26 protein-coding genes are annotated in these 25,426 nt (G+C 70.1%); 17 read left to right on the top strand and 9 right to left on the bottom strand.

Going from position 1 to position 25,426, the window contains the following annotated elements; all coding sequences use genetic code 11:
* Positions 1-74: 74 nt before the first annotated feature.
* From DOS48_RS20370 to DOS48_RS20360, 3 genes are all read left to right on the top strand, one after another.
* A complete protein-coding gene (locus tag DOS48_RS20370; protein ID WP_127117492.1) occupies positions 75-467 on the top strand; it encodes a hypothetical protein in 393 nt (130 codons plus the stop codon).
* On the top strand, positions 464-997 hold the full coding sequence (locus tag DOS48_RS20365; protein WP_244629379.1) for an MOSC domain-containing protein: 534 nt from the start codon (positions 464-466) through the stop codon (positions 995-997). Before DOS48_RS20370 ends, DOS48_RS20365 begins: the two co-directional genes overlap by 4 nt.
* Before the next feature lie 101 nt (positions 998-1,098).
* Complete coding sequence (locus DOS48_RS20360) at positions 1,099-1,887, top strand: PHP domain-containing protein (RefSeq protein ID WP_127117490.1); 789 nt, start codon at positions 1,099-1,101, stop codon at positions 1,885-1,887.
* Between the two features lie 34 nt (positions 1,888-1,921).
* Here the strand turns inward: DOS48_RS20360 and DOS48_RS20355 are convergent, their stop codons facing one another.
* The 3 genes from DOS48_RS20355 to DOS48_RS20345 all read right to left on the bottom strand — a co-directional run bounded on the left by DOS48_RS20355 (position 1,922) and on the right by DOS48_RS20345 (position 3,671).
* Positions 1,922-2,665 (bottom strand): ThuA domain-containing protein, encoded by a 744-nt coding sequence (locus DOS48_RS20355; protein WP_127117489.1) that lies wholly within the window; start codon positions 2,663-2,665, stop codon positions 1,922-1,924.
* 120 nt (positions 2,666-2,785) lie between these two features.
* Positions 2,786-3,346, bottom strand: a complete 561-nt coding sequence (locus tag DOS48_RS20350; RefSeq protein WP_127117488.1) for a thioredoxin family protein — start codon at positions 3,344-3,346, stop codon at positions 2,786-2,788.
* Between the two features lie 124 nt (positions 3,347-3,470).
* Complete coding sequence (locus DOS48_RS20345) at positions 3,471-3,671, bottom strand: hypothetical protein (RefSeq protein ID WP_127117487.1); 201 nt, start codon at positions 3,669-3,671, stop codon at positions 3,471-3,473.
* Between the two features lie 310 nt (positions 3,672-3,981).
* Here DOS48_RS20345 and DOS48_RS20340 point away from each other — a divergent pair, with 310 nt between their 5' ends.
* Positions 3,982-4,167: a hypothetical protein gene (locus DOS48_RS20340; RefSeq protein ID WP_127117486.1), complete on the top strand. Its 186-nt coding sequence runs from the start codon at positions 3,982-3,984 to the stop codon at positions 4,165-4,167.
* A gap of 125 nt (positions 4,168-4,292) precedes the next feature.
* A complete protein-coding gene (locus DOS48_RS20335) occupies positions 4,293-6,860 on the top strand; it encodes a PAS domain S-box protein (RefSeq protein ID WP_127117485.1) in 2,568 nt (855 codons plus the stop codon).
* A gap of 128 nt (positions 6,861-6,988) precedes the next feature.
* On the opposite strand, the gene DOS48_RS20330 is transcribed toward DOS48_RS20335, so the two are convergent.
* Together DOS48_RS20330 and DOS48_RS20325 are read right to left on the bottom strand one after the other, a co-directional pair.
* The gene (locus DOS48_RS20330; protein WP_127117484.1) at positions 6,989-7,387 is read right to left on the bottom strand and encodes an OsmC family protein; all 399 of its coding nucleotides are present in this window, start codon (positions 7,385-7,387) and stop codon (positions 6,989-6,991) included.
* A 101-nt stretch (positions 7,388-7,488) separates the two neighbouring features.
* Positions 7,489-8,211 carry a metal-dependent hydrolase gene (locus tag DOS48_RS20325; RefSeq protein WP_127117483.1) on the bottom strand — a complete coding sequence of 241 codons (723 nt, stop codon included), beginning with the start codon at positions 8,209-8,211 and terminating at the stop codon, positions 7,489-7,491.
* A 245-nt stretch (positions 8,212-8,456) separates the two neighbouring features.
* Here DOS48_RS20325 and DOS48_RS20320 point away from each other — a divergent pair, with 245 nt between their 5' ends.
* From DOS48_RS20320 to DOS48_RS20285, 8 genes are all read left to right on the top strand, one after another.
* Positions 8,457-9,554, top strand: a complete 1,098-nt coding sequence (locus tag DOS48_RS20320; RefSeq protein WP_127117482.1) for a PAS domain-containing sensor histidine kinase — start codon at positions 8,457-8,459, stop codon at positions 9,552-9,554.
* Between the two features lie 44 nt (positions 9,555-9,598).
* Positions 9,599-10,543, top strand: coding sequence for a zinc ribbon domain-containing protein (locus tag DOS48_RS20315; RefSeq protein WP_127117481.1), 945 nt, complete (start codon positions 9,599-9,601; stop codon positions 10,541-10,543).
* A gap of 59 nt (positions 10,544-10,602) precedes the next feature.
* Positions 10,603-11,346, top strand: coding sequence for a fumarylacetoacetate hydrolase family protein (locus DOS48_RS20310; protein WP_127117480.1), 744 nt, complete (start codon positions 10,603-10,605; stop codon positions 11,344-11,346).
* Between the two features lie 119 nt (positions 11,347-11,465).
* On the top strand, positions 11,466-12,863 hold the full coding sequence (locus DOS48_RS20305; protein ID WP_127117479.1) for a GTPase: 1,398 nt from the start codon (positions 11,466-11,468) through the stop codon (positions 12,861-12,863).
* Between the two features lie 72 nt (positions 12,864-12,935).
* Entirely contained in the window at positions 12,936-14,030 is a 1,095-nt protein-coding gene (gene hisC, locus DOS48_RS20300) for a histidinol-phosphate transaminase (RefSeq protein WP_127117478.1), read from the top strand.
* Positions 14,027-14,572: an adenylate kinase family protein gene (locus DOS48_RS20295; RefSeq protein WP_127117477.1), complete on the top strand. Its 546-nt coding sequence runs from the start codon at positions 14,027-14,029 to the stop codon at positions 14,570-14,572. Before hisC ends, DOS48_RS20295 begins: the two co-directional genes overlap by 4 nt.
* Positions 14,573-14,598: 26 nt before the next feature.
* A complete protein-coding gene (locus tag DOS48_RS20290; RefSeq protein ID WP_127117476.1) occupies positions 14,599-15,201 on the top strand; it encodes a CDP-alcohol phosphatidyltransferase family protein in 603 nt (200 codons plus the stop codon).
* Between the two features lie 79 nt (positions 15,202-15,280).
* Positions 15,281-15,517 (top strand): hypothetical protein, encoded by a 237-nt coding sequence (locus DOS48_RS20285; RefSeq protein WP_127117475.1) that lies wholly within the window; start codon positions 15,281-15,283, stop codon positions 15,515-15,517.
* Positions 15,518-15,543: 26 nt separating this feature from the next.
* On the opposite strand, the gene DOS48_RS20280 is transcribed toward DOS48_RS20285, so the two are convergent.
* Positions 15,544-16,728 (bottom strand): MFS transporter, encoded by a 1,185-nt coding sequence (locus tag DOS48_RS20280; protein ID WP_127117474.1) that lies wholly within the window; start codon positions 16,726-16,728, stop codon positions 15,544-15,546.
* 69 nt (positions 16,729-16,797) lie between these two features.
* On the bottom strand, positions 16,798-17,982 hold the full coding sequence (locus tag DOS48_RS20275; RefSeq protein ID WP_127117473.1) for a Xaa-Pro peptidase family protein: 1,185 nt from the start codon (positions 17,980-17,982) through the stop codon (positions 16,798-16,800).
* A 313-nt stretch (positions 17,983-18,295) separates the two neighbouring features.
* Here DOS48_RS20275 and DOS48_RS20270 point away from each other — a divergent pair, with 313 nt between their 5' ends.
* The 3 genes from DOS48_RS20270 (at position 18,296) to DOS48_RS20260 (ending at position 22,249) form a co-directional block, all read left to right on the top strand.
* Positions 18,296-19,270, top strand: a complete 975-nt coding sequence (locus tag DOS48_RS20270) for a transcription initiation factor IIB family protein (protein ID WP_127117472.1) — start codon at positions 18,296-18,298, stop codon at positions 19,268-19,270.
* A gap of 147 nt (positions 19,271-19,417) precedes the next feature.
* Positions 19,418-19,891, top strand: coding sequence for an NUDIX hydrolase (locus DOS48_RS20265; protein WP_127117471.1), 474 nt, complete (start codon positions 19,418-19,420; stop codon positions 19,889-19,891).
* A 66-nt stretch (positions 19,892-19,957) separates the two neighbouring features.
* Positions 19,958-22,249 carry a hypothetical protein gene (locus DOS48_RS20260; protein ID WP_127117470.1) on the top strand — a complete coding sequence of 764 codons (2,292 nt, stop codon included), beginning with the start codon at positions 19,958-19,960 and terminating at the stop codon, positions 22,247-22,249.
* Positions 22,250-22,495: 246 nt separating this feature from the next.
* On the opposite strand, the gene DOS48_RS20255 is transcribed toward DOS48_RS20260, so the two are convergent.
* Positions 22,496-22,801 (bottom strand): hypothetical protein, encoded by a 306-nt coding sequence (locus tag DOS48_RS20255; RefSeq protein ID WP_004045854.1) that lies wholly within the window; start codon positions 22,799-22,801, stop codon positions 22,496-22,498.
* A 269-nt stretch (positions 22,802-23,070) separates the two neighbouring features.
* On the opposite strand from DOS48_RS20255, the gene DOS48_RS20250 reads away from it, so the two are divergent.
* Positions 23,071-24,423: an adenylosuccinate synthase gene (locus DOS48_RS20250; RefSeq protein WP_127117469.1), complete on the top strand. Its 1,353-nt coding sequence runs from the start codon at positions 23,071-23,073 to the stop codon at positions 24,421-24,423.
* Between the two features lie 31 nt (positions 24,424-24,454).
* On the opposite strand, the gene DOS48_RS20245 is transcribed toward DOS48_RS20250, so the two are convergent.
* Positions 24,455-25,321, bottom strand: a complete 867-nt coding sequence (locus tag DOS48_RS20245; protein WP_127117468.1) for an aldo/keto reductase — start codon at positions 25,319-25,321, stop codon at positions 24,455-24,457.
* Positions 25,322-25,426 lie beyond the last annotated feature (105 nt).

Below are 25,426 nucleotides of genomic sequence, written 5' to 3'. Positions count from 1 at the left end.
GTTTTGGGGGCTGAACGCGGGTCGGCGCCGACACCGACCCGGACGTTGATTACCGTCCGCCCCCCAGATCCGGTGTGAGTACTCACCCCGAGTCGGTCTCCGGTACGTCCGATCCCGGCGCCGACGCCGAGGGCCGGCGGTTCGACGGGCCGTGGCTGCGATTCCTCGCGGTCGCCGCCGTCGGCTGGACGGTCCTCTACGCCGTCGACTGGGCGCTCTTGACCGCCGGCACCCCGGTCGGTGCCGCCGTCGCGTTCGCCCACGGCTACCTCCTCGCGCCGCTCGCGACCGCGGCGGTCCTCCTCGACGCGCTCTCGCTCGCCGAGCGCGGGGTCGCGGAGTTCGGCCTTTTTAAATGGCTCTACGCGCTGGTCGCGCTGTACGCGCCGCCGGTCGCCGTCGTCTACTACGCGCACCGAGAGTGGCTGAAGCCGGGCGAGCCGGATCTGTTGGGAGGGCCGCCGTGACGGACGACGCGCCGGTCGGCAGGGTTCGGAGCCTCGTGACGGCGCCCGAGAGCGGCGCTCCGCCGGAACGACGCGAGTCGGTGACGGTCCACGCAGACGGGGTCGCCGGCGACCGCTACCGCGCCGGCGACGGCACGTTCCAACTCGACGGCTGTGCGGTCACGCTCGTCGCCGCGGAGGCGCTCGACGCGGTCCGGGAAGAGACCGGCATCGACGTCTCCGACGGCCGCCATCGGCGGAACGTCGTCGTCGAGGGGTTCGGCGCCGGGCTGGACGACCTGCTGGACGCCACCGTCGCCGTCGGCGGCGCGCTCCTCCGCCCGACGCGCCGCCGGCCGCCCTGCGCGCACGTCGAGGAACTGGCGGGCGCGGCGGGGCTCGCGGCGGCCCTGCGCAACCGCGGCGGGCTCTGCTGTGACGTGCTCGAAGCCGGCGACGTGGCCGTCGGGGACCGCGTGGCGATCCGGGAGGCCGACCCCCGAACCGCCGGCGCCGAGATCGCAGCGCGCCTTCGGGAGGGACGCGAGTAACGCCGCCCCGACGCGTCCCCGTCGCCGAGCGCCCCTCACGTCGTGTCAACTCGTCGCACGCGACCGGAAACTACGAGTCGGCTCGGGACGACCCATCGTCCGTGTACGACTACCACGTCCACACCAACTACTCCGATGGGACGTTCCTCCGCCGGATGGTGGACGCCGCGGCCGCCGCGGGCCTCGACGGCGTCGGCATCGCCGACCACTGCAACGTCTCGCCGGAGCCGGGCGCGGAGGCGTTTAAAAGGGCGTTCGGGTTCAACCTCGATCTCACCTACGAGCGCCGCCGCGAGGCGATCGAGCGGGTCCGCGAGGACCCGACCGTCGACGTCGACGTGTTCGACGCCGTGGAGATGGACTACGACCCGGACCACGAGGGAGCCATCGCCGAGTTCCTCGACGAGGCGGGGTTCGACTACGCGATCGGCAGCGTCCACGACCTCGACGGCGTGAACGTCCACGCACAGTCGCACTTCGCCGACATGCCGGAGGCGGCGCGGCGCGAACTCGTCGACCGCTACTTCGAGAAACTGGTCGCGCTCGTCGACGCCGAACTGTTCGCGATCGCCGCCCACCCCGACCTGATCGAACGCAACCCGCACCTCCGCGGGTTCGCGACCGCGGACCACTACGCGGCGGTCACGGAGGCGTTCGCGGGCTCGCGGACCGTCCCGGAGATAAACGCCGGACGCCTGCTCGACGACTACGGGGAGTTCCATCCCGCGCCGCCGCTCTTCGACCGGCTCGCCGACGCCGGCCTCCGGATGAGCGTCGGGACCGACAGCCACGAGCCGGGCGTCATCTCCCCGCGGCTCGACGAAATCGAGGCCGAACTGGCGCGGCGCGGGATCGATCCCGTGTCGCCGGCGGAGCTCGCCGACGGGTAGCCGCTGCCGGGGGTCGGCTCCGATGCCCGGCCGATCAGTGAACCGTCCGCTCGTCGTCGGTGTCGATGTCCGCTATCGGGTCGGCGTTGCCGAAGTCGGGCGCGGGCCCGTCGCCCGGCTCGGCCCACACGACGGCGTTGTGGAGCACCCGCCGCACGTCCTCGTCGTGGTAGATCGGGTACGTCTCGTGGCCGGGCCGGAAGTAGAAGACGCGCCCGTTTCCGCGGCGGTAACAGCACCCGGAGCGGAACACCTCGCCGCCGGCGAACCACGAGGTGAACACGAGCGTGTCAGGCGCCGGCACGTCGAACCGCTCGCCGTACATCTCCGTCTCGTCGAGTTCGATGTACTCGCCGATCCCGTCGGCGATCGGGTGGCTCGGCTCGACGGCCCAGAGCCGCTCGGTTTCGGCCGCCTCTCGCCATTTCAGTGAACAGCTGGTGCCCATCAGGCGTTTAAATATCTTCGAGTAGTGCGCGGAGTGAAGCGCCAGCAGCCCCATCCCGTCGAGAACGCGCTCGTGGACGCGGTCGACGACCCTCTCGCGCACCTCGTCGTGGGCGGCGTGGCCCCACCAGACGAGCACGTCGGTGTCGGCCAGGACCGACTCGGTGAGCCCGTGGTCCGGCCCCTCGTCTAAGGTCGCGGTGCGGACCTCGTGGCCGGCCTCGCGGAGCGCGTCCGCGATGACGGCGTGAATGCCGTCGGGGTACACCTCGGCGACCACGTCGCTTTCGCGTTCGTGGCGGTACTCGTTCCAGACCGTAACGCGTGTCATGCGTCGGGTCGTCGCCGAAGCGACTTGTAGGCTCGCCTCCGGAGCGTCTCCGGCTTCGGCTTCCCGACTCGCTCGCGGCCGCCCGTCGCGGCGCCCGGTACCCCGCGCCTCGCGCCGGCCTCACTCACCCGGCCACTTGATCGAACAGCCCCGCGAGGGACGGTCCGGGACCGCGACCGACTCGCCCGCGAGAACGGCGTCGACCGCGTCGCGGACGTAGAACTCGGTCGGCTCGTCGTCGGGGTTCAACGCGTCGTCGAGGCGGCCGTGATACCGCAGGAGGAACTCGTCGCCCTCGCGTCCGAACAGGAACGGGTCGGGGGTACAGACCGCGCCGTACGCGTCGGCGACCGCGCCCGTCTCGTCGCGGAGGTAGGCGTCGTACGCGATAGTGCCGTCGTCGACCCGCTCGCGCATCGTCTCGAAAGAGTCGTCCGGGTACTCGTCGGCGTCGTTCGGATTGATCCCCACGACGGCCAGGTCGTCGTACTCGGCCGCCAGATCGTTTAAGAGGTCGAACTTCGCTTTCGCGTACGGGCAGTGGTTACAGGTGAACACCACCAGCAGCGCGTCCGCCTCGAACGACGCGAGCGAGTGCGTCTCGCCGTCGGTGCCCGGTAGATCGAACGCCGGCGCCGCGTCGCCGCGGTCGAGTTCCGAGTCGGATTCCATCGCGACCATGACTCTCGGTTCCACCGCCGTCCTCAAAACCGTTCCGCGGAGGAACGGCGCTCGACCGGCGTCACAGCGGGGCGAGACGCCGCGGGGTGGAAGTCGCGGCGACTCACCGCCCCGTCCCGACGACTCACCGCCCCATCCCGGCGACTCGCCCCGCGAGAACGGCCCCGAGGTGAGCGACGACGACCGCGGCCACCCAGACCGTCCCCACGACGAGGAGCGCGGTGAGCGCGAGCGACCACCCGCGGGGGAAGCCGATCGCCGCCCGCACCGTCGCGAGCGCGGCGACGGCGACGAGGCTCCCGAGCATCGCGCCGGGGAGAATCACCGCACCGCGGCCGGGGCTGTGGCGGTTCTCGTCGCGAGGCTCGGCGCCTCGGCGAAGCCGAGAGCGACCGTAGGAGCGACTCCGGGACCGACTGCGGGGGTGGGTCCGAGACCGAGCGCGGGAGTGAGTTTGAGACCGACTCCGGGTACTCCCCCGTCCCCGCCGCTCGGTGCGGTCGTCTCGCGAACGCATGGGGGGCGTGGTGTCGGCATCCGGCCTAAACCGTCCCACGCGAGGGCCGCTCGCGCCGAGCCGCCGTCGCCCTCTCGGCGACTCGTGGGTTTTTCTCTCTCGGTGTCGTACGTTGGCTATGGCCACCCGTGAGCCCTCCTACCGGACGCTGCGACTGCTCTGTGCGAACGCGGTCGGGATGGGTGGGTTCGTCCTCGCGTTCGCGGTCGCCGGGGAGTTCGCGGTCGCGCTCGTCGCGGCCCTCATTCTGGCGGCGATCGGGTACGCCGCCTCCAGCGTCGTCGTGGCGTACGCCGCAGTGTGACCGCGATTTGCGGGTGTGCGACGAGTGATCTGCGTCGGTGTGACGGGTGATTCACGGCGTCGTGTCTGAAAATTAGTGTAAGCGATCCAAACAGTTACTACAGATCGGTGTCGATGCGCTAACAGATGGTGACCGGCGACGATTCGGAACTCCCCCTGTCGGCGGGCGACGGCCATACCGGATCGGTTCGAATCCTTCTCGTTCCCGACGACTCCGTCTCCCGCGACCGCGCGGCCGCAGCCATCGAGGCGGGCGCCGATCGGTTCGCCGTCGCGACGGCCACGGACCCGGAAGCGGCCCTCGCGACCGTCGCCGAGGGCGGGATCGACTGCGTCGTCAGCGGCTACGACTTTCCCGAGACGGACGGCGTCGCGCTCCTCCGGGCGGTCCGCGACCGCGCCGGCGACCTCCCCTTCGTGGTCTTCACCGGGCGCGGAAGCGAGGCGATCGCGAGCGAGGCGGTCGCCGCGGGCGCCGACGAGTACCTCCCGGCCGATGGCGACGGCGCGTACGAGAGGCTCGCGTCGCGCGTCGACTGCGCCGTGTCCCAGTCGCGAGCCGAGCGGCGGGTGGCAGAACACGTAGAACGGATGACCGACGCGTTCTGTGGCATCGACGAGTCGTGGCGGCTCACGTACCTCAACGAGCGGGCGCGCGACCTGCTCGACCGCAACGCGGAGTCCCTGCTCGGCGACCGGATATGGGACCTGTTCCCGGAGATTCGCGACACCGAGACCGAGGCCGAGCTCCGCGAGGCGATGTCGACCGGGACGCCGACGACGTTCGACCTCCACGCGGAGCAGTTCGGACGCGACTTCTCGGTCGACGCGTACCCCTCCACCGCCGGCCTCTCCGTCTACTTCCGAGACGTGACCGAGGCGAGAGAGCGGGAGCGCAAACTCCGCGAGCTCTCCGAGCGCTTCCAACTGGCGGCCGAGGGTGCGGCCGTCGGCGTCTGGGACTGGGATCTCACCACCAACGAGGTGCAGTTCGACGACCGGTGGGCCGGGATGTTGGGGTACGACAAATCCGAGATCGATTTCGAACTGTCCGGGTGGGAACGCCGCGTCCACCCCGAGGACATCGACGAGGTGTGGGCGGAGATAGAGGCCCACTTCGCCGGCGAAACGGAGCTGTACCAGTGCGACTACCGCATGGAGACGAAGGGGGGTGACTGGATCTGGATCCGCGACCGCGGCCGCGTCGTCGAGCGCACCGACGAGGGGGAGCCGGTCCGAGCCGTCGGGATCCACATCGACGTGACCGAGGAGAAACAGCGCGCGCGGGAGCGAGAGCGCTACCGGCGGTTCGTCGACGAACTCCCCCACGCCGTCGCGCTGTACGACGCCGACGGGCGGTTCGCGACCGCCAACGAGCGGGTCGCGACGGTGTACGAGTCGACGCGGGCGGAACTCGTCGGCCGCGAGAGCCCGCTGGTCGAGCGACTCCGGGAGCACGGCGACGGGGACCCGTTCGCGGCGCTCGTGGCCGGGGACCGCGAACAGGTGTCCGAGACGGTCGAACTCGATCTCCCCTACCGCGACGATGCGATCGTCGATGCCAGCTTACAGCGGCTCGTCATCGACGGGGAGTTCGACGGCGTCCTGGGTATCGCCCGCGACGTGACCGAAGAGCGTCGCCGACAGCGGGAACTGGAGCGCACCTCAGCCCGGCTGGAGGCGCTGTACGAGGACTCCCCGGACATGGTGAGTATCCACGACGCGTCGGGGACCATCGTGGACGCGAACCCGGTGATCGCCGCAAAACTCGGCTACGACCGCGACGAGGTCGCGGGCATGAGCGTCTGGGACATCGACGAGGAACGGACCCCCGACGACAGCGAGGAAGTCTGGAAGGACCTCGCCATGGGCGAGACGCGGCGGCTGGAGACGACGTTTAAACGCGCCGACGGCACGACGTTCCCCGTCGAGATGCAGATCCGGCGGGTCGACGTGCGCGGCGCCGACCGGTATCTCGCCACCAGCCGCGACATCTCCGAACGGAAGGCGTACGAGCGACGGATCGAACGCGAAAACGAGCGGCTCGACGAGTTCGCCTCCATCGTCTCACACGACCTCCGCAACCCGCTTACCGTCCTCTCCGGGTATCTCCAGCTCGCCCGCGAGACCGGCGAGGACTCGCACTTCGACCGCTGTGAGAGCGCGCTCGACGACATGGACCGACTGATCGAGGACGTGCTCACCCTCGCCCGACAGGGCGACGCGGTCGGCTCCTTCGACCACGTCTCCTTCGACACGTTGGCGACCGGCTTCGAGAGCGACGTGTTCGGCCGGGCCGACGGCGGCACCGACGACGCGGTGGCCGGGCGCGCGAACGGGTCCGGCGAGTACGTCGAGGTCGTCATCGACGCGGACGACGACCTGCTCGCCGACTCCGGCCGGCTGAAGCGACTGCTCCAGAACCTCTTCCGGAACGCCGCCGAGCACGGCGGCGAGGAGGTCGTCGTCGGCGACTTGGAGGGCGGGTTCTACGTCGAAGACGACGGGCCGGGGATCCCCGAGGAGCGACGCGAGACGGTGTTCGAAAGCGGGCACACGACCTCGGAGTCGGGGACCGGCTTCGGACTCGCCATCGTCGAACGCATCGCCGAGGCGCACGGCTGGGAGGTGACGCTGACGGAGGGCGACGCCGGCGGGGCTCGCTTCGAGTTCACGGGCGTCGATCGGCCCTGAGTCGGCCGGCGTGGCCTGCCGATTCGGCCCACCCGACCTCTCCTGGTTCACAGACGTGACTCACGACGGGAGCCTCGAAAAAATCGGTCCGTGCCGCGTCCCGGAGTCTCTCGACCCGCGACTCCGCCTCAGAACGCGCCCGTGTAGACGCTGATGTCGGCGTGGAGTTCCTCGCGGAGCGCGCTGTGGACGTGGCAGATCCCCTCGGCGCGCTCGGCGATGTCGGTCGCGGTCTCGTCGTCGAGGTCGGCTTCGACGTGGACGTCGAAGGCGACGGCGGCGATGTCGTCGTCGTCGTCGAGCTCTGCGGTCGCGTCGATCTGTACCTTCCCAAGCTCCTCCTCGCCGCGCTGGCTTCCGCCGACGCGGAACGCGGGGAGGTAACAGGAGGCGTACGTCGCGATGAGCGCGGCGTTCGGGTTCGGCCCCGTCTCGTCGGTCGCGTCGATCTGCAGGTCGAACTCGCCGACCTGACTCGTGCAGGCGTAGCCTTCCTCGGAAACGGTGGATGTCTCGATGTCTGCCATAGTCGACTGTGTGTTCGACCTCCCACGGCTAAAGGGTGCCGACACGAACCGTCTCTACCGAGAGGCGCCCTGTCGATTGTCGCTCGCGGTCGTCGGGAGGCCTACTCGAGGACGTACGTCTCGTCGCCGTCGAGGACGACGGGTTCGGCCGCGGCGCCAGCTGCTTTCACCTCGTTGACGAACTCCCGCGTGTCGATTTCGATCGGCGGGAACGTGTCGTAGTGCATCGGGAACACCACGTCCGCGCCGACCCAGTCGGCCGCGATGCCGGCGCCCGCGGGCCCCATGGTGAAGTGGTCGCCGGCGGGCAGCGCGGCGGCGTCCGGTTCGAGGTACGGCGCTACCACGTCGACCATCTCGGACATGAGTCCGGTGTCGCCGGCGTGGTAGAACGACGTACAGTCGGCGTCGGACTCCTGTGTGGGCTTTTTGTCGCCGATGACGAAGCCGGCGGGCATCCCGGCGGAGTAGTCCGGGTCGTTTTCGATCCCGTTCGAGTGGTCCGCGCGGACCATCGTCACCCACGCGTCGCCGCACTCGACGGTGCCGCCGATGTTCATGCCGCCGGCCGCGACCGCGTTCTCGTGGCCGAACTCCTCCTGGACGTACGCGGTCAGTTCCGGCGTCGCGACCACCGTTGCCTCCGGGAACTCGGCGGCGTCGGCGATGTGGTCGCCGTGGCCGTGAGTCAAGAGGAGGTAGTCGGGGTCGAGCGCCTCCGGGTCGACGTCGGTCTTCGGGTTGTCGAAGAACGGATCGATCAGAAGCTCCGTGTCGTCGACGACGACGTGCCACGTCGCGTGGCCGTGCCAGGTTAGTTCCATGGTACGGCGAGAAGTTATCGGCGGGCGATAATAAAAGCCGACACCGCGACGCCGGGAGCCGCGGAGAAGACGCGACGATCGGCGGACGACGCGGCGAGACGCAGGCGTTTTCTACCATCGAGCGCGTTTTTAGGTAGTAAATATACATCTGTCCATTTATACCAGTTCTCATCGCAATATCTTCCCACTAGCACAGAGTTAACAGCCAGATCGGTCTACGGACTCCGTGAGAGTGGAGTCACGACATGGTTCGTAACGCGGCCGACGGTCGCAGCGACGGGGGGGCAGCCCCCGACCGTTATCACCATCTCATCGAACACGTCCAAGACGCGGTCGTCGAGTTCGAACTCGTCGACGGTGATCCGATAGTCACCGACGTCAACCGGGCGTTCGTCGAGGTGTTCGGCTACTCGGCCGACGAGATAGCCGGCGAGTCGCTCAACGAGTGGGTCGTGCCCGGCTGGAAGCTCAGCGAGGCCGAACAGCTGGACTCGAACACCGCCTCCGGCGAGGTGAACTACAAACAGGTGACGCGGGAGACCGCGAACGGCCTTCGGGAGTTCCTCTACCGCGGCGTCCCGTACGCCGGGTGCGAGGAGAGCGACGCGGCCGTCGAGGGCGGCTTTGCCGTCTACACCGACCTCACGGAGGTGTCCAGAAACGAGCGCCGGCTGGAGGTGCTGAACCGAATCCTGCGACACAACCTCCGGAACAACGCCAACATCGTGGCCGGGCACACGACGCGACTGCTGGCCGAACTCGACGAGCAGACCGCCGAGTCGACCAGCGTCGCCGCCACCATCGAACGCGCCGCCCACGAACTCGAACGGCTGGCCGAAGAGGCCGGCCACATCCGCCGGATTCTCGACCACCCGGCCGACGAACCGACCGATATCGACCCCGCACCGATGGTCCTGTCGGTGGCCGACGAACACCGCGAGCGAGCCCCGAACGCGGCCGTCGAAGTCGACATCGACGACCCGGGTCAGGTGATGGCCGACACCCGCCTGCGGTACGCGGTCGACAGCCTCGTCGACAACGCCATCGAACACAACCCGAACCCGCAGCCGCGGGTCCGGGTCCGGATCGCGAAGGCCGACGAGGCGCCCGATGAGGCGTCCGGCGAGTGGGTCGCCATCCACGTCGAAGACGACGGGCCGCGGATCCCCGCCGACGAGCGCGACGTGATATTGGACGGCTCGCAGATCACGCCGACCCACCACGGGAGCGGCCTCGGCCTCTGGCTCACGGAGCTGACCGTCGAGACGTTCGGCGGCGCGCTGTCGTTCGGCGAGAGCGACCTCGGCGGCAACGACGTCTCGATCCGGCTGCGTCGCCGGTGAGAATCGGGAGAGGAATTAACAGGCCGCTGTCCGAACGGTCGACGATGCCCTCCGAGCAGCGCGACCCTCCCAGAGCGACCGACCGCTGTCGCGAGTGCGGACTGGCCCTCCCTCCCGACGCGAACTTCTGTCCGGACTGCGGCGCCCCGCGTCGCGGTGGCGACCGCGTGCCCGAGGGCGACGCGAACGCGCGAGACGCGGCGTCCGACGCCGCCGCGCGCAAAACGTTCCGGATCCGGGTCCGCGACCACCTCGACGCGGGCTGGGAGGTGGCCGACGACTACGGGGACCGGGTCGTCCTGGTGAAGCGAGACATCGGCTCGATTCCGGTCCACCTGCTGTTGCTCCTGACGACCAGCGGGGTCGGGAACCTCCTGTACGGCTGGTACAACTACGTCGCGGAGGCCGACACCCGCCGCCTCGCGGTCGGCGAGCGGCCGCCGCCGACCGAGCTGTCCGCGCCCGGCAGCCACGAGGACCCGCTGGTGACGATTTCCGGCTACCTGTTGGCGGGCGTCCTGGTGGCGGTCGGCATCGCCGTCGCGGTCGTCTCCGCCGAACAGGGGTCGCCGCCGGGGGCGCTGTTCGGCGCCGCGTTCGCGGCGGTCGGCGTCGCGATGTCGCCGCCCGCGGAGCGCCGGTTCGCGCGCCGACACCGCGTCACGCGGTTCGGCCGCCTCCGGTCGGTCGACCGCCGCATCACGCCGTCGACGGAGCGAACCGAGGCCCCCTGCGTCGTCTGCGGCGGGGAGTTCGAACGCGGCGTCGTCCGGCGACGGCGCGACGAGACCGTCGTCGCCGGCGTTCCGATCCGGACGCACTCGGTGCGGCGTAACCACTACTGCGCCGACTGCGCCCGTGCGGAGCTGTTCGACGGTGACCCGAGTCGCCGAGGGTCGAACGCCTTCGACCCGGCCGCCCCCGACCTTCGGTTCGACAGGACCGACGCCGAGTCAAAACGGGAGCGAGAGTCGGAGACCGAGCGCTGATCGACGGCCCGTCGGCGCCCTCCGGCACGCCTTTTATCCGGCCGGTCGATGGGTCGCGTATGCATCACGTACGGTTCCGCGATCCGGCCGGCTCGACTCGCGAGGGGACGTACGACCCCGAGCGCGACACCGTCGCCTTCGCCGGCGAGGAGTACGCCCTCGACGACCCCGCTATCGACGTGCTCCCACCAGCGCAGCCGACGAAGATCGTCTGTATCGGCCGGAACTACGCCGACCACGCCGCCGAGCGCGACAGCGAGGTGCCCGACCGCCCGCTCCTCTTCTTAAAGCCGCCGAACGCGCTAGCCGGCCACGGCGACGAGATAACGATCCCCGCGGGGAAAGCGCGGGTCGACTGGGAGGCCGAACTGGCCGTCGTCATCGGCGAGCAGTGTAAGGACGTTCGGGCCGAAGACGCGATGGACGTGGTCGCCGGGTTCACCTGCATGAACGACGTGTCGAACCGCGACGACCAGGACCGCGAACAGAACTGGGTGCGCGGGAAGGCGTTCGACGGCGCCGCGCCGCTCGGCCCGGTCGTGGCGACGCCGGACGAGGTGCCGGCCGACGCGAGCGTCGAACTCCGCGTGAACGGCGAGACGAAGCAGTCCGGGGACCGCTCCCAGCTGTTCTTCGACGTGCCGACGCTGATCGAAGAGATAACCGCCTACCTCACGCTCGAACCGGGCGACGTGATATCGACCGGGACGCCGGCGGGCGTCGGCCCCCTCTCCGACGGCGACACCGTCGAGGTCGACGTCGAGGGCGTCGGCACGCTCGAACACGACGTGCGGGTCCCGTAGGCGGCGGCCGTTCGGGGGACCCGCCGCCCAGCGCGACCGGACACCGGGTTTCCGGTGAACGTTCGTGAGCGAAGCGCCCCCCGCGCTGGCGCTCGCGAGGTGACCGCGACGAGTGAACCATGGGACGAGACGACACCGAACCGAACGCGACCGCTCCGCCCGACTCGGCGACGAGCGACGGCACCGCGACCCACGGATCGGGGGGATCGACGCCGGCCGTCGTCGCGGCCCGATCGGGGGACGAGACGCCGGACACGGCCGAGATTCGCGCGCTGGCGGACGCGGCGGGCTACGCCGTCGTCGGCGAGGTGACCCAGCGGCGCCGCGAGGACCCGACGTACGGGCTCGGTCGCGGCGCGGCCGAGGACCTGATGCGACTCGTCGCCGAGACCGACGCGGCCGCGGTGCTATACGACGGGAGCCTCTCGCCCGGTCAGACCTTCTCGCTCGGGGATCTGCTGCCGACCGGCACCGCGGTGATCGACCGGCCGCGGCTGGTGTTGTCGCTGTTCAGTGCGGCGGCCGACTCGGGGGTCGCCGACCGGCAACTCGAACTGGCGCGGCTTCGGTACGAGCTCCCGCGGATCGAGGAGGCGGCCGCCCGCGATTCGAACGAGCGCGTCTCGCTCCGACCCGAGGGGGACCCGCGCGTCCGCGACATCGAGCGCCGGATCGAGGCCGCCGAGCGCGCGTTAGACCGGATCACCGCCGACCGCGCGAAGCGCAGATCGGAGCGTCGATCCGCCGGGCTCGACCTCGTGTCGCTCGCGGGGTACACGAACGCGGGGAAGTCGACGCTCGCGAGCCGACTCGCCGACGACGGCGACGACGGCCACGGTGGCAACGACACCGCCGAACCGAGCGCCGACGGCGCCCGGCCGTTCGAGACCCTTTCGACGACGACGCGGCGGGCGACCCTCGACGGCCGGCAGGCGGTCGTCACGGACACGGTCGGCTTTCTCGACGGGCTGCCCCACGACGCGATCCGGTCGTTCCGCGCGACCCTCGACGCGGTGCGACGGGCCGACTGCGCGCTGCTCGCCGTCGACGCAAGCGACGACGCCGACGCGGTCCGACGCAAGGTGCACACGTCGCTGTCGGCCATCGAGGCGACCGACGGCCCCGTACTCCCCGTGTTCACGAAGGCCGATCGGGTCGAGGCCGACGCCCTCGCGGCCGCGATGGACACCTACCGGTCGGTCGTGGTCGAACTCGACCGGCAGGAGACGCCGGTCGCGGCCGCGCTCCGGTCGCCGGTCGCGGTCAGCGCGCGCGACGGCACGGGGCTCGCCGCCCTCCGATCGGCGGTCGCCGACGCGCTCCCGACCGCGACGGCCGCGGTGACCGTCTCGAACGGCGGGGAGACGCAGGCGGCGCTGTCGTGGGCGTACGACCGCGGCGTCGTCGCAAGCGTCGAGTACGCGGGCGAGACGGTCGCGATCGAACTCGGCGGGCGGCCGGGGGTCGTGGCCGAGGGACGGCGACGCCTCGCTCGCGCCGACGGTCGCTCGCCGTGACCGGAGCGACCGAAGGTGTCGCCGCCGGCGAGTACGACCACGCTTAAATCCGAGCCTCCCCGACTGGCTCCCATGCAACCACGGGATCTCTCCGATCACTCGCCGTACGTTCCCGGCCGGGGCGTCGAGGAGGTCGCCCGCGACCGCGGGCTCGACCCCGACGACCTGATCAAACTCTCGTCGAACGAGAACCCGCACGGCCCCAGCCCGGCGGCGATCGAGGCGATCCGCGACCACGCCGACCGCGTCCACCAGTACCCGAAGTCGTCGCACACCGACCTCACCGCCAAGATCGCCGACAAGTGGGACGTGACGACCGAGCAGGTGTGGGTCTCGCCGGGCGCCGACGGCTCCATCGACTACTTCGCACGGGCCGCGTTAGCGCCCGGCGACGAGGTCCTCGTCCCCGAACCCGGCTTCGCCTACTACGGGATGTCGGCGCGGTACCACCACGGCGAGGTCTCGACGTACGACCTCGACGCGGCCGACGGCTTCGCGCAGGACGCGGAGACGGTCCTCGGCGCGTACGGCGGCGAGCGGATCGTCTACGTCACCTCCCCGCACAACCCTTCGGGGTCGACGATGCCGCTCGACGAGGTGGAGGCGATCGCGGACGCGACCGCCGAGGAGACGCTCGTCGTCGTCGACGAGGCGTACGGCGAGTTCTCGGACGTCGACAGCGCGATCCCCCTCGTCGACGAGCGCGACGACGTGGCGGTGCTGCGAACGTTCTCGAAGGCGTACGGCCTCGCGGGGCTCCGGATCGGGTACGGCGTCGTCCCGGAGGCGTGGGGCGAGGCGTACGCGAAGGTGAACACGCCGTTCGCCGCGAACGAGCTGGCGTGCCGGGCGGCGCTCGCCGCCCTCGACGACGAGTCGCACGTCGAGGAGTCGGTCGAGTCGGCGCGCTGGGCCCGCGAGTACATTGCCGAGGAACTCGACGCGCCGACCGTCGAGTCGGCCGGCAACTTCGTGCTCGCCGAGGTCGGCGACGCGGAGCGGGTCGCCGAGGCGGCCCAGGAGCGCGGCGTCATCATCCGGGACTGCACCTCGTTCGGGCTCCCGAACCACGTCCGGATCTCGACCGGGACGCGCGAAGAGACCCGCGAGGCGGTCGACCGGCTCAACGAGACGCTCGCCGACCTCGGGCTCGGTGTTCGGGCGTGAGCGAGGGCTCTCCGAGCGGCAAGGACGAGGCCCCGACCCGCGTCGCCGTCACCGGTACCCCCGGAACCGGCAAGTCGACGGCGACGGCCCTGCTCGCAGACGCGTACGACGTGATCCACCTCAACGATCTTATAAAGGAAGACGCGTCGCTCTGGACCGAGCGCGACGCCGAGCGCGACACGCTCGTCGCCGACCTGGACGCGGTGCGCGAGTACCTCGGCGACTGGACGGGCGTGCTCGACTCGCACCTCGCGCACCGGTTCGACGTCGACCGCGTCGTGGTCCTGCGCTGTCACCCGGAGGCGGTCGAGGAACGGCTCCGCGAGCGCGGGGAGCCGGACGCGACCGCGACCGAGAACGCCGAGAGCGAGGCGCTCGACGTGGTTCTCTCGGAGGCCGTCGCCGAACACGGGGTCGAGAACGTCTACGAGATCGACACGACCGACCGCGACCCGGCGGCCGTCGCGGACGAGATCCGCGCCGCCGTCGAGGGCGAGCGCGAGCCGAGCGCGGGGACCGTCGACTTCATGGAGTATATATGAGTCCGCCGCGACGGTCGGATCGGTAGATGACTCTCGACCAGTACCGCTCGGTGGCGGATCGCCTGCTCGGGCCGTGGGTGCGCGCCGCGGCGTGGCTCGGCCTCTCGCCGGACCAGGTGAGCGTCGTCGCCTTCGCGGTCGCGGTCGGCGCGGCCGGCGCGTTCGCGGTCGGCGAGCCCGCGTTCTACGTCCTCGGGGCGATCTGTGTCCTCCTCAACGGCTGGCTCGACCTCGTCGACGGCGCGCTCGCCCGCCACTTGGCGGTCTCTTCTGACGGCGGCGACCTCCTCGATCACGTTCTCGACCGCTACGCGGACATCGCGGTTATCGCCGGTTTCACCGTGGGAATCGGGGCGTATGCACTCGGATTCGCCGCGGTGACCGGCGTGTTGATGACCTCGTACATGGGCACCCAGATACAGGCGGTCGGCATCGGCCGCGAGTACGGCGGGCTGCTCGGCCGCGCCGACCGCCTCGCGCTGATGGGCATCGTCGGGGTCGTCGCCGCCGTCTACTCCGCGCCGATAGTCGTCGGGCTGAACGTCGTCGGACTCCTGCTCGCGCTGTTCGCCGCCGTCGGACACCTCACCGCGCTCCAGCGATTCCTCGGCGCGTGGCGCGATTTATAAATCCGGAGTCGCAGAACCCTCGCTCGCGCCCGTCGCCGACGAGCGAACGTTTAAAAGCGTCCGGCCGGAACGAGCGCGTATGCCCACCTTCGAGCTGAACCTGTCCGACGACGTCTACGCCGAGTTCCAGCAGCTCGCCGATCAGGAGTTCGTCTCCGAAGAGCAGGCCGCAGAGGACCTGATCGCCTCCGGCATCGAGGCGTACAACGTGACCGTCGTCGACGACGACCCGCGCGACGAGATGCTCGACGGCGCCGAAAACAACATGTTCGACACCGCGCAGGATCCGGGGAGCCTCGAAGACGACCGACTGTAACGGCGCTTTTCTCGGTCGCGTATCCGTCAGTACCCCAGTCCCAACAGCCGGTTCGCGAGCAGCGTCGCGAGCCCGAGCGCCATCACGCCGGCGAGCAGCCCGAACGCGGGCGCCCACCCGGTGGCGTCCGACACCGCGCCGACGACGACGCTCCCCGACGCGCCCACGACCATGTAGGCCGTCCGGACGAGACCGAAGCCGGCGCCGCGCTCGGCGTCCGAGAGCAGGTCCATGAACCGCGACTGCAGCGGCGCGCCCCACGACATCGCGAGGCCGACGACGGCGACGCCGACGACCGGGACGACTCGCCCGAGGTCGGCTGCCGCCGTCGCGGCGAGCAGGCCGTAGCCGACGACGCCGGCCGCCATCGTCGCCATCACCGTCGCGTCGCGGCCGATCCGGTCGGATATCGACCCCGTGACCGGCTGGGTCGCCCCGTGGACGAGGAAGTACAGCGAGAAGAGCAACGCCGAGAGCCCGGCCGAGAGGCCGGTCCCGAACTCGAGGAAACTCGGGAGAAACGAGGCGGTCGCCTGCCACGTGAACGCGCCCATCGTCGACAGCGCGGTCGTGTAGAACACCGCCGGCCGGGAGAGGAGTTCGACCAGCGGGCCGACGGCGAAGCGCTCACGGACCTCCTGGTCCGGTCTGCGCGGCTCCGTGGGCCGCACCCGCCACGCGAACAGGGCGAACACCGGCACCGCGACGGCGACGCCGAGGGCGATGCCGGCGCGCCACCCGTATCGCGACCCGACGAAGGCGGCCAGCGGCGGCGCGGCGAGCCCCGCCGCCGGACCGCCGGCCACGTGGACGCCGATGGCGCGGCCGATGTCGTCGAACCGCCGGCTGAGAAACGTCGTCGCCACCGTGTAGTGGAGTCCGGCGCCGGCCCCGAGCAGCACGACGAAGCCGACGAACGCGACGATAGACGGGGACAGCGCGATGAAAAGCGACGCGACCGCGGTCGCGCCGACGGCGGTCAGGATGACGGCGCGTTCGCCGTAGCGGTCGCCGAGGACGCCGGAGGGGAACTGCGCGAGCGCGTAGGCGAGCCACATCCCGGACAGGCCGAGCCCGACCGTCGCGTTTGTGACGCCGAACTCGGTCCGAATCTCCGGGATCAGCGGGCTGATCACCAGCCGCGCGACCATCGTGGCCGTGAACGCGAGCGTACAAAGGGTCAACGCGGTGTGTTTGTACCGCCAGTTCACGACTGACCTAACTCGGGGCTCAAAAAGGGGGTTCCGGTCGCGGCCAGCGAGGCCGGCTGTGGGGTGGTCTCAGACCACGAACTCGATCGGGTACTCGGTCAGGTTCTCGTAGCCGTCCTCGGTGACGACGACGATGTCTTCGATCCGGACGCCGCCGACGTCCGGGTCGTAGAGCCCCGGTTCGACGGTGACCACCTGACCGGGCGTCAGCTCGCCGCCGCCGCTCGCGAGCCGGGGGGCCTCGTGGACGTCGAGTCCCACCCCGTGACCGGTGGAGTGGATGAAGCCGGTCTCCGTCTCGGGGTCGGTCCGGAACGTCGGCTCGCCGGCCGCCCCGTACACCGCACAGGCCGCCGCGTGCACGTCCTCGCCGTCAGCGCCCGGTTCGATCGCGTCGAGCGCGGCGTCGAGCGCGCGCTCGGTGAGGTCGTACCACTCGCGGAGCCGGTCGCCCGGCTCGCCGACGCAGAACGTCCGGGTCATGTCCGCGTTGTACTTCGTCGCCTTCGAGCGCGGGAAGATGTCGACGATGATCGCCTCGTGCGCCCGGAGCGGGCCCGAACCGCGGTCGTGGGGATCGGCCGCCTGTGCGCCGCCGGCGACGATCGTCTGGTCGAGCGCGCAGCCGTGCCGGAGGAGGGTCACCTCGATCTCCTCGGTCACCCGCTCGCTGGTGAGCGGCTCGCCGTCGTGGAGGAGCGTCCCCGGCCCCACGTCGCCGTCGACCGGGGCGTCCTCGCCGGCCACGTCGGCGCCGGCTATCAGCGACTCGGCGGCCCGCATCGCGGCCTCGTTGGCGCGCTGTGCCTCGCGAATCGCCGCAATCTCTTCGTCCGTCTTGACCGCACGGACCTCCCCGAGCCGGTCGTCGGAATCGACGACGACGTCGATACCGCGGTCGCGAAGGGCGTCCGCGGTGCCGACCGGCCCTCGGGGCGGCATCGACACCGACTCCACGCCCTTCTCGCGGACGAACCGGGCGTACATGTCGTTTCGGGCCTCGCGGCCGCCGTATTCGTAGTCGTAGTCGGCGTGGCGGTCGACGGAGTCGGCGGTCGACTCCGTGCGGGCGCGACCGTACTCCAGCCCGCTGACGAGGACGTGTATCTCGCCGTCGGCGTACAGCGTGAGGAAGGGGTCGGGGCCGGTGAACCCCGAGAGGTACAGCTGGTTGGCGTCGTCCTGTGCGGCGTCGATCAGGTAGCCGTCGGTCGCTAAGTCGGCGAGGCGGTCGTCGAGTCGCGTGCGGTTCATACGAAGGGTACTCGATCGGCCCCCAAATCGGTTGTCCTCGCGGCCGTTGCTCCGGCGGTCGCGAGGCGGGACCGACCGCGAAATAGATTTATAGGTGGACGGTGGCTCGGCGGGAGCGCACACCCCGGACGTTTCGGCCCGCTGAAGAACTCGGTACACTCGCGTAAAATCGGGCTCTACGCGCCGATTACCGTGATTCTCTAATCTGATTGTTCGGCCGAAGATTTAAATACATTCGCCGACTACATTGTGGTGAGGAAACCGACCGAAACGCGTTGCTCGGTCACCTCGTTCCCTCCACCTGAATTAACCAATGAGCGAAAACGTTCGAACGTATACGGCGGAGCACGTCGACGAGACAGAGCCCGAGACCGAATCGGCGAACGAGGAGCTGCGCTGCCCGGAGTGTGACGGCCAGCTCGCGACCGACACGGAACACGGCGAGACGGTCTGTGTCGACTGCGGACTCGTCGTTGAGGAAAACGAGATCGACCGCGGGCCGGAGTGGCGCGCGTTCGACTCGAAGGAGAAAGACACCAAGTCGCGCGTCGGCGCCCCGACGACGAACATGATGCACGACAAGGGGCTCTCGACGAACATCGGCTGGCAGGACAAAGACGCCTACGGGAAGTCCCTGTCGAGCCGCCAGCGCGAGAAGATGCAGCGGCTGCGGACCTGGAACGAGCGGTTCCGCACCCGCGACTCGAAGGAGCGCAACCTGAAACAGGCGCTCGGCGAGATCGATCGGATGGCCTCGGCGCTCGGTCTCCCGGACAACGTCCGTGAGACCGCCTCCGTCATCTACCGGCGCGCGCTCGACGAGGACCTGCTCCCCGGTCGCTCCATCGAGGGCGTCTCGACGGCGTCGCTGTACGCCGCCGCCCGGCAGGCGGGGACCCCGCGAAGCCTCGACGAGATCGCGGGCGTCTCGCGGGTGGAGAAAGACGAGATTGCCCGGACCTACCGCTACGTCGTCCGCGAACTCAAGTTAGAGATTCAGCCGGCCGACCCCGGCAGCTACGTCCCCCGGTTCGCCTCCGACCTCGGCCTGTCGGACGAGGCGGAGCGACGGGCGCGCTCGCTGCTCGACACCGCGAAGTCGCAAGGGCTTCACTCGGGGAAATCGCCCGTCGGCCTCGCGGCGGCCGCCGTGTACGCCGCCTCGCTGCTCGTCAACGAGAAGGTGACCCAGAGCGACGTCAGCGACGTCGCCAACATCAGCGAGGTCACCATCCGGAACCGATACCACGAGCTGCTCGAAGCCGAGGACGGCGTCGCGCTGAACTGAATCGGGCTCTCCCCTCGCGGCGCGGTCTCGGCCGTCGTCGTCGCTCGCCGTTTTCTCTCCGTCTTCTCTGTTACCCTTCCGCCCGTCGCCACCCGGCCAGCCGTCGGCTCCCAGAACGCCCAAGCCCGCGCGGGCCCTGCCGTGGATATGGAGACCACTCGCCACTTCACGGCGACCACGTACGTCGTCAACGAGGGCGCGACCGCGCTGCACGCTCACGAACGGCTGGGAATCCGGCTCCCGCCGGGCGGCCACGTCGACCGGGACGAACTGCCCCACGAGGCCGCGCTCCGGGAGGTTCGCGAGGAGACGGGGTTGGAGGCCGAGCTCGTCGCGACCGAGTCGCCGATAACGGGGCCGAACACGCGGGGTATCCCGGAGCCGGCACACCTCATGCTCCACGACATCAACGTCCACGAGGACGGCTCGGTCGGCCACCAGCACATCGACCACCTCTACTACGCGCAGGTCGAGTCGCGAGCGATCGCCCCGAGCGGCGCCGACGAGGCCGACCCGGACGACTGGGAGTGGTACACGCGGGCGGAGCTCGCGGCGAGCGACCTCCAGCCGGACGTGGTCGATCTCGGCCGGGAAGCGATCGCGGCGGTCGGCGGGGCGTAACGGCTGTCTGACAGTCGTCTCACGCTCCGGAAGGTATTTGGGTCGCTGCAGGCGACGTAAACCCAAATGGACGCACAGCGAAGAGCGGAGATAACCGGGTGGGACGCCCAGGAGTTCTCGGACGGGTTCTCCGAGCTCCGGCGCCTCGCCGACCGGGGATTCTCCGGCGCGGTGACGAACGGCACGGGGTGGCTGTTCGTGTTCGAGGGCCGCGTCGTCGGCACCGCCGGCGCCGACCTCGACGCGTTCGCAGACGCCTCGGGGACGATTTATCAGGCGCCGGCCGACGTGCTCCCGGTCTTGTTCGCCATGCAGGAGCGCGGCGGCGAGCCGCGAGCGCAGTACTACACGAACGACACGCCGCTCTCGGAGGCCGACCGAAAGCTCTCGCAGGGCGGGTTCACGGGCTACATCGAACTCTCGGAGAACGTGCTCTCGGGCGACTACTACGTCACGTACACCGCCGGCGAGTCGATGGCGGCGGCGTACGTGGGGAACTCGCGGCGCCTCGAAACCGACGACGACGCCTTCGCGCTCGCCGACGACGAGGTCGGAATTTACACCGTCTACGAAGTCGATCTGGACGTGCGAGAGATTCCGGACGCCGGCGCAGCCGGCGGAGTCGCCTCCGCGGATGAGTCCGACACCGAGGACACGCCGGAGGACGCTTCCGCGGACGATCCGGTGGAACCCGACCCGGTAGAGCCCGACCCGGCGGAACCCGACTCGCCGGCAGACGGCCCTGCCGCCGGCCCGAGCGGCGACTCGGACGACTTCGGTGCCCGCGACGAGGGCGGGGACGCCGAGACGGACGAGGGGCGAGCCGAGGAGCCCGCGACCGATCGACGCCGCGATGACGAACCCGCGACCGACCGGCGCCGCGACGACCGGTCGGCGAACGGGCGACGAGACGACCCGACCGGCGCCGAAGCCGCAGCCGAGACGCCGACAGAACCGGAGCAGTCGGAGTCGCGAGCCGCGACCGCCACGGACGAACGGGACGACCGGGACGAACGGAACGCATCGCGATCGTCTGGCGCGGAGCGGTCGAGCGCGGCCGCGTCCGCGAGCGGTCGTGACGAGTCCGACGCCGACCGCGACCGACCGAGCGACGACGTGTTCTCCGAAGAAGAGCAGTGGCGCGAGCAGAAGTCGATTCCCGCGCTCGACCCGTCCGAGGCGAGCGACCCGCCGGGCCAACGGCGTCGCAGCGAGGCCGACTCGGCGTCCGAGTCGCGGTCGTCGGCCGGGTCGACGGAGTCGCGTCGCTCCGGGTCGCGCGGCCGGAGCGACGACCCCGACGCCGCAGCCGCGGCCGAGTCGCCGTCGCCGGAGCCGCGGTCGACCGAGCGGAGCCGCGAGAACCGCTCGGCCGTCTCACAGCGGTCCGCAGGCGCGGGGCAGACGGCACGCGAGAACGAGCGCGTCGAACGGCTCCAAGCAGAACTCAACGCCGCAGAGCAGAAGCGAGAGTCGCTGAAGGCGGAGCGCGACGAGCTCGCCGCCAGCCGCGACGAGCTCGCGACCGAGGTCGATCGGTTGCAGTCGGAGCTGTCGACGCTCCGCGAGGAGCGCGACCAACTGCAGTCGGAGCTGTCGAGCGCGCGCGACCGGCTCCCGGAGAGCGACCGGAGCATCTCCGCGGCGGAGGCGCGCAGCGGGACCAACCTCTTCGTTAGGTACGAGTCGAAGGGCGGCGCGACGCTCGAAGACGCCCACGACGGCGCCGTCGGTCGCGACGAACTCCGCGAGAACCTCCGCATCGAACACCACACGAGCTTCGAGACGGACGGGCTGGTGGTCGAGGGGCGCCCGTACGAGGAGTTCCTGACGGAGACCATCGAGTACGGCTTCACCCGCTGGCTCGTCGAGGAACTGCCCTTCGAGGTGAGCGGCACCGGCAACGAGGGCGTCCTCAAGGCCCTCTACGACGCGATACCCGAGGTCGACCGCGCGGAGATCGGCGGCTCCGTGTCGATCGCGCTCAGGGAGAACGGCGAGGAGACCCGCGAGCAGCGCTCGTTCGACCTGGTGTTGCGCGACCGCATGGGCAACCCGCTGTTCGTCGCCGACCTCAACGACAGCCGCGACCCGACCCCCGAGGGGACGCTGGAGTCGCTCGTGGGCAACGGTCGCGACATCGCCGAGTCGAACGACCCGTTCGCGGCGACGTTCGCGGTGACGGAGAGCTTCTTCGAGCCGGGCGCGTTAGAGACCGCGAGCGACGCGGTCGGCGGCGGACTGTTCAGCCGGTCGAAGCGGGCGAGTTTCGTGAAACTCTCGCGCAAGCGCGGCTTCCACCTCTGTCTCGTGGAGGCCCGCGACGGCGGCTTCCACATGACCGTCCCCGACCTGTAGTCGGACCTGAGGTGTCGTCGGCGCCGGGAGGGACACGTCGGGAAGGCGCGCTCGGCCGTTCGTCGGACCGTTCGGTTTGTGAGACCCTGCCGTACCGTCACTCGTCGACCGCCGACAGAGACGCTCGAAGCCGGCGGCTCACTCGTCACGCAAAACAGGAACCCGCCACACCTGTGGGTATCCTCGTCAGAGTCGGGCGAACCGCGGGGAAATCACAGCCTGTTCGTCGCGCAAACTCACGCCGGTTCAGTTCTCGAGTTCCGCGGCGTCGTCGATCCGCATGGAACCGAGCTTGTCGACGGTCTCGTCGAGTTTCTCGTCGAGCTCGTCGACGAACTCGTGCGTGCGCTCGGTCGTGATTGCGCCCTGACTGGACGGCTCGATCAGGTTCTCTTCTTCGAGCACGCGCAGGGAGTAGCGAACCTTGTGATGGGGGTATCCCGTCTCGTTCGACATCTTCACGATGCCGATCGGCTCGTTTTCGATGACCATCCGCAGGACTTGGAGGTGACGTTCCAGCATGTCTACCTCCTTCTCTAGTCGATCTATCATGGCACATGTTAACTCGTCATGCCCCCGTTTAAAAGTTGCTGTCGGCGAGTGCCACCGGGTCGCTCGATCCGAACTTTTCACGTGGCAGTAGTTAACGTATTCGATCACGCGGTTCGACTGGCGCGCCCGAACGGCGCCGAACACGGCGCGAAACCACCACGAACAGCGATCGAACCGCGCAAACCCTGCCGCGTTGATGCACGTTCGTGCCGACTCCACGAGGCCGGACCGTAATCGGTTTTACCTCCCGCCAGGAACCACCGGGTCGTATGACACTCACCATCGTCGGCTCCCAGCTGGGAGACGAGGGCAAAGGAGCGCTCGTCGACCGGTGGGGAGGGGACGCGGACGTCGTAGTCCGTTATCAGGGCGGCGACAACGCCGGCCACACCGTCGTCGAGAGCGGCGTCGAGTACAAGCTGTCGCTCGTGCCGAGCGGCGCGGTCAGAGGCACGACCGGGGTCCTCGGAAACGGTTGCGTCGTCAACCCGCGCACGCTGTTCACCGAAATCGACGACCTGCGCGAGCGCGGGCTCGACCCCGACGTGCGGGTCGCCCGCCGGGCGCACGTCATCCTGCCGTACCACCGCGCGCTCGACGGCATCGAAGAGGAGGTCAAGTCGGACGACGACGCCGGTGACGAGGTCGGCACGACCGGCCGCGGCATCGGCCCCACCTACGAGGACAAGGCGGGCCGCCGCGGCATCCGGATCGCCGACCTGCTCGACCCCGACGTGCTCCGCGACAAGCTCGAGTACGCGGTCCCGCAAAAGCGCGCGCTCGTCGAGGACGTGTACGGGCTCGATCTCGGGGACGACGACCGCGCGGAGGCGTTCGACGTCGACGCGCTCCACGAGGAGTACGCCGCCATCGGCGAACGCCTCGCCGACGAGGGGATGACCGTCAACTGCTCTGATTATCTCTACCAACGTCACGAGGCGGGAGACGAGATTCTCTTCGAGGGGGCACAGGGCACCCACATCGACGTCGACCACGGGAACTACCCGTTCGTCACCTCGTCGAACCCGACTGCGGGCGCCGCCGCCGTCGGCTCCGGGCTCGGCGTCACGACGGTCGGCGACGGCGAGGTCGTCGGCATCGTGAAGGCGTACCTCTCGCGCGTCGGCGAGGGACCGCTTCCGACCGAGTTGGACGGCGACGCCGAGGAGGAGGCGCTCGCAGACCACATCCGCGAGAAGGGCGGCGAGTTCGGGACGGTCACGGGGCGCCCGCGCCGGATCGGCTGGCTCGACCTCCCCATGCTGCGCCACGCCGCGCGCGTCTCCGGCTTCACCGGCGTCGCCGTCAACCACGTCGACGTGCTCGCCGGCCTCGACGAACTGAAAGTGTGTACCGCCTACGAGCTCGATGGCGAGACGATCGACACGGTCCCCACCACGACCGACCGCTGGGAGCGCTGCGAGCCCGTGTACGAGACGCTCGACACGTGGGAGCCGTTCGACTCGGCCGCGGTGGCCGAGACCGGATACGACGCGCTCCCCGAGGCGGCCCGCGAGTACCTGGAGTTCGTCGCCGAGGAGATCGACACGCCCGTCTACGCCGTCGGCGTCGGCCCCGACCGCGAGGAGACGGTCGAACTGACGAACCCGTTCGACGAGTAACGCCCGCCGGCCGCCGGCTTTTCGACCGCGCTCAGGGCCGCGGGTCGATCGCGTCCAGCGCCGACACGTCTTCGTCGGTCAGTTCGAGCGTCGCGGCCGCGACGTTCGATTCGAGGTGATCGACGCTCGACGTTCCCGGAATCGGGAGCGTCACGTCGGAGTGATCGAGCAGCCACGCGAGCGCGACCTGCTGGGGCGTGGCGTCGCGCCGGGCGGCGACCTCTTCGAGAACCGCGGCCGGCTCCTCCTCGTCGACCGCGTACAGCGGTCCCCACGGGATGAACCCCACGTCGCGGTCCTCACAGGCGCGCAACACGTCCTCCTCGTCCCGGTTCCCCACGTCGTACCGGTTCTGCACGGTCGCGACGTCGACGATGTCCGCGGCCGTCTCCAGTTGCTCGACGGTGACGTTCGAGAGGCCGACGTGTGCGATCTGGCCCGCGTCTTTCATCTCGGCGAACGCGTGGACCGACTCCGCGAAGTCGGTGTCGGGGTCCGGGCGATGGAACTGGTACAGGTCGATCGTCTCCGTGCCGAGCCGGTCGAGGCTACAGAGGACCTGATTTCGCAGGAAGTCCGGGTCGCCGTGGGGGAGCCAGTCGCCGTCGCGGTTGCGGAGCAGGCCGGCCTTCGAGGCGACGACCACGTCGTCCGGGTCGGAGAGCGCCTCGCCGACGAGCCGTTCCGAGACGCCGGGACCGTAGGAGTCGGCGGTGTCGACGAAGTCGACGCCGAGGTCGACGGCTCGTTCGAGGACCCGCTTGGCCGCCGCCTCGTCGTCGGGGCGGCCGATGATCGACTCGCCGGTGACTCGCATCGCCCCGAATCCGAGGCGGGTGACCGTCAGTTCGCCGCCGATGTCGAACGTGTCGCTCCGGCCGCTCGCGTCTGAAGCCATGGTCGGCCGATGGCGCGCCACGCGGAAAGCGGTGCGGGTGACGGAAGGGCGTGCGTCGGCGCGAGCGACGCCCCGCCCCTCGCGACGCTCGATCGTCTTGCAGGC

It is taken from the genome of Halorubrum sp. PV6 (assembly GCF_003990725.2).
Classification (GTDB): domain Archaea; phylum Halobacteriota; class Halobacteria; order Halobacteriales; family Haloferacaceae; genus Halorubrum.
This window is presented reverse-complemented; position numbering and strand designations above follow the sequence as displayed.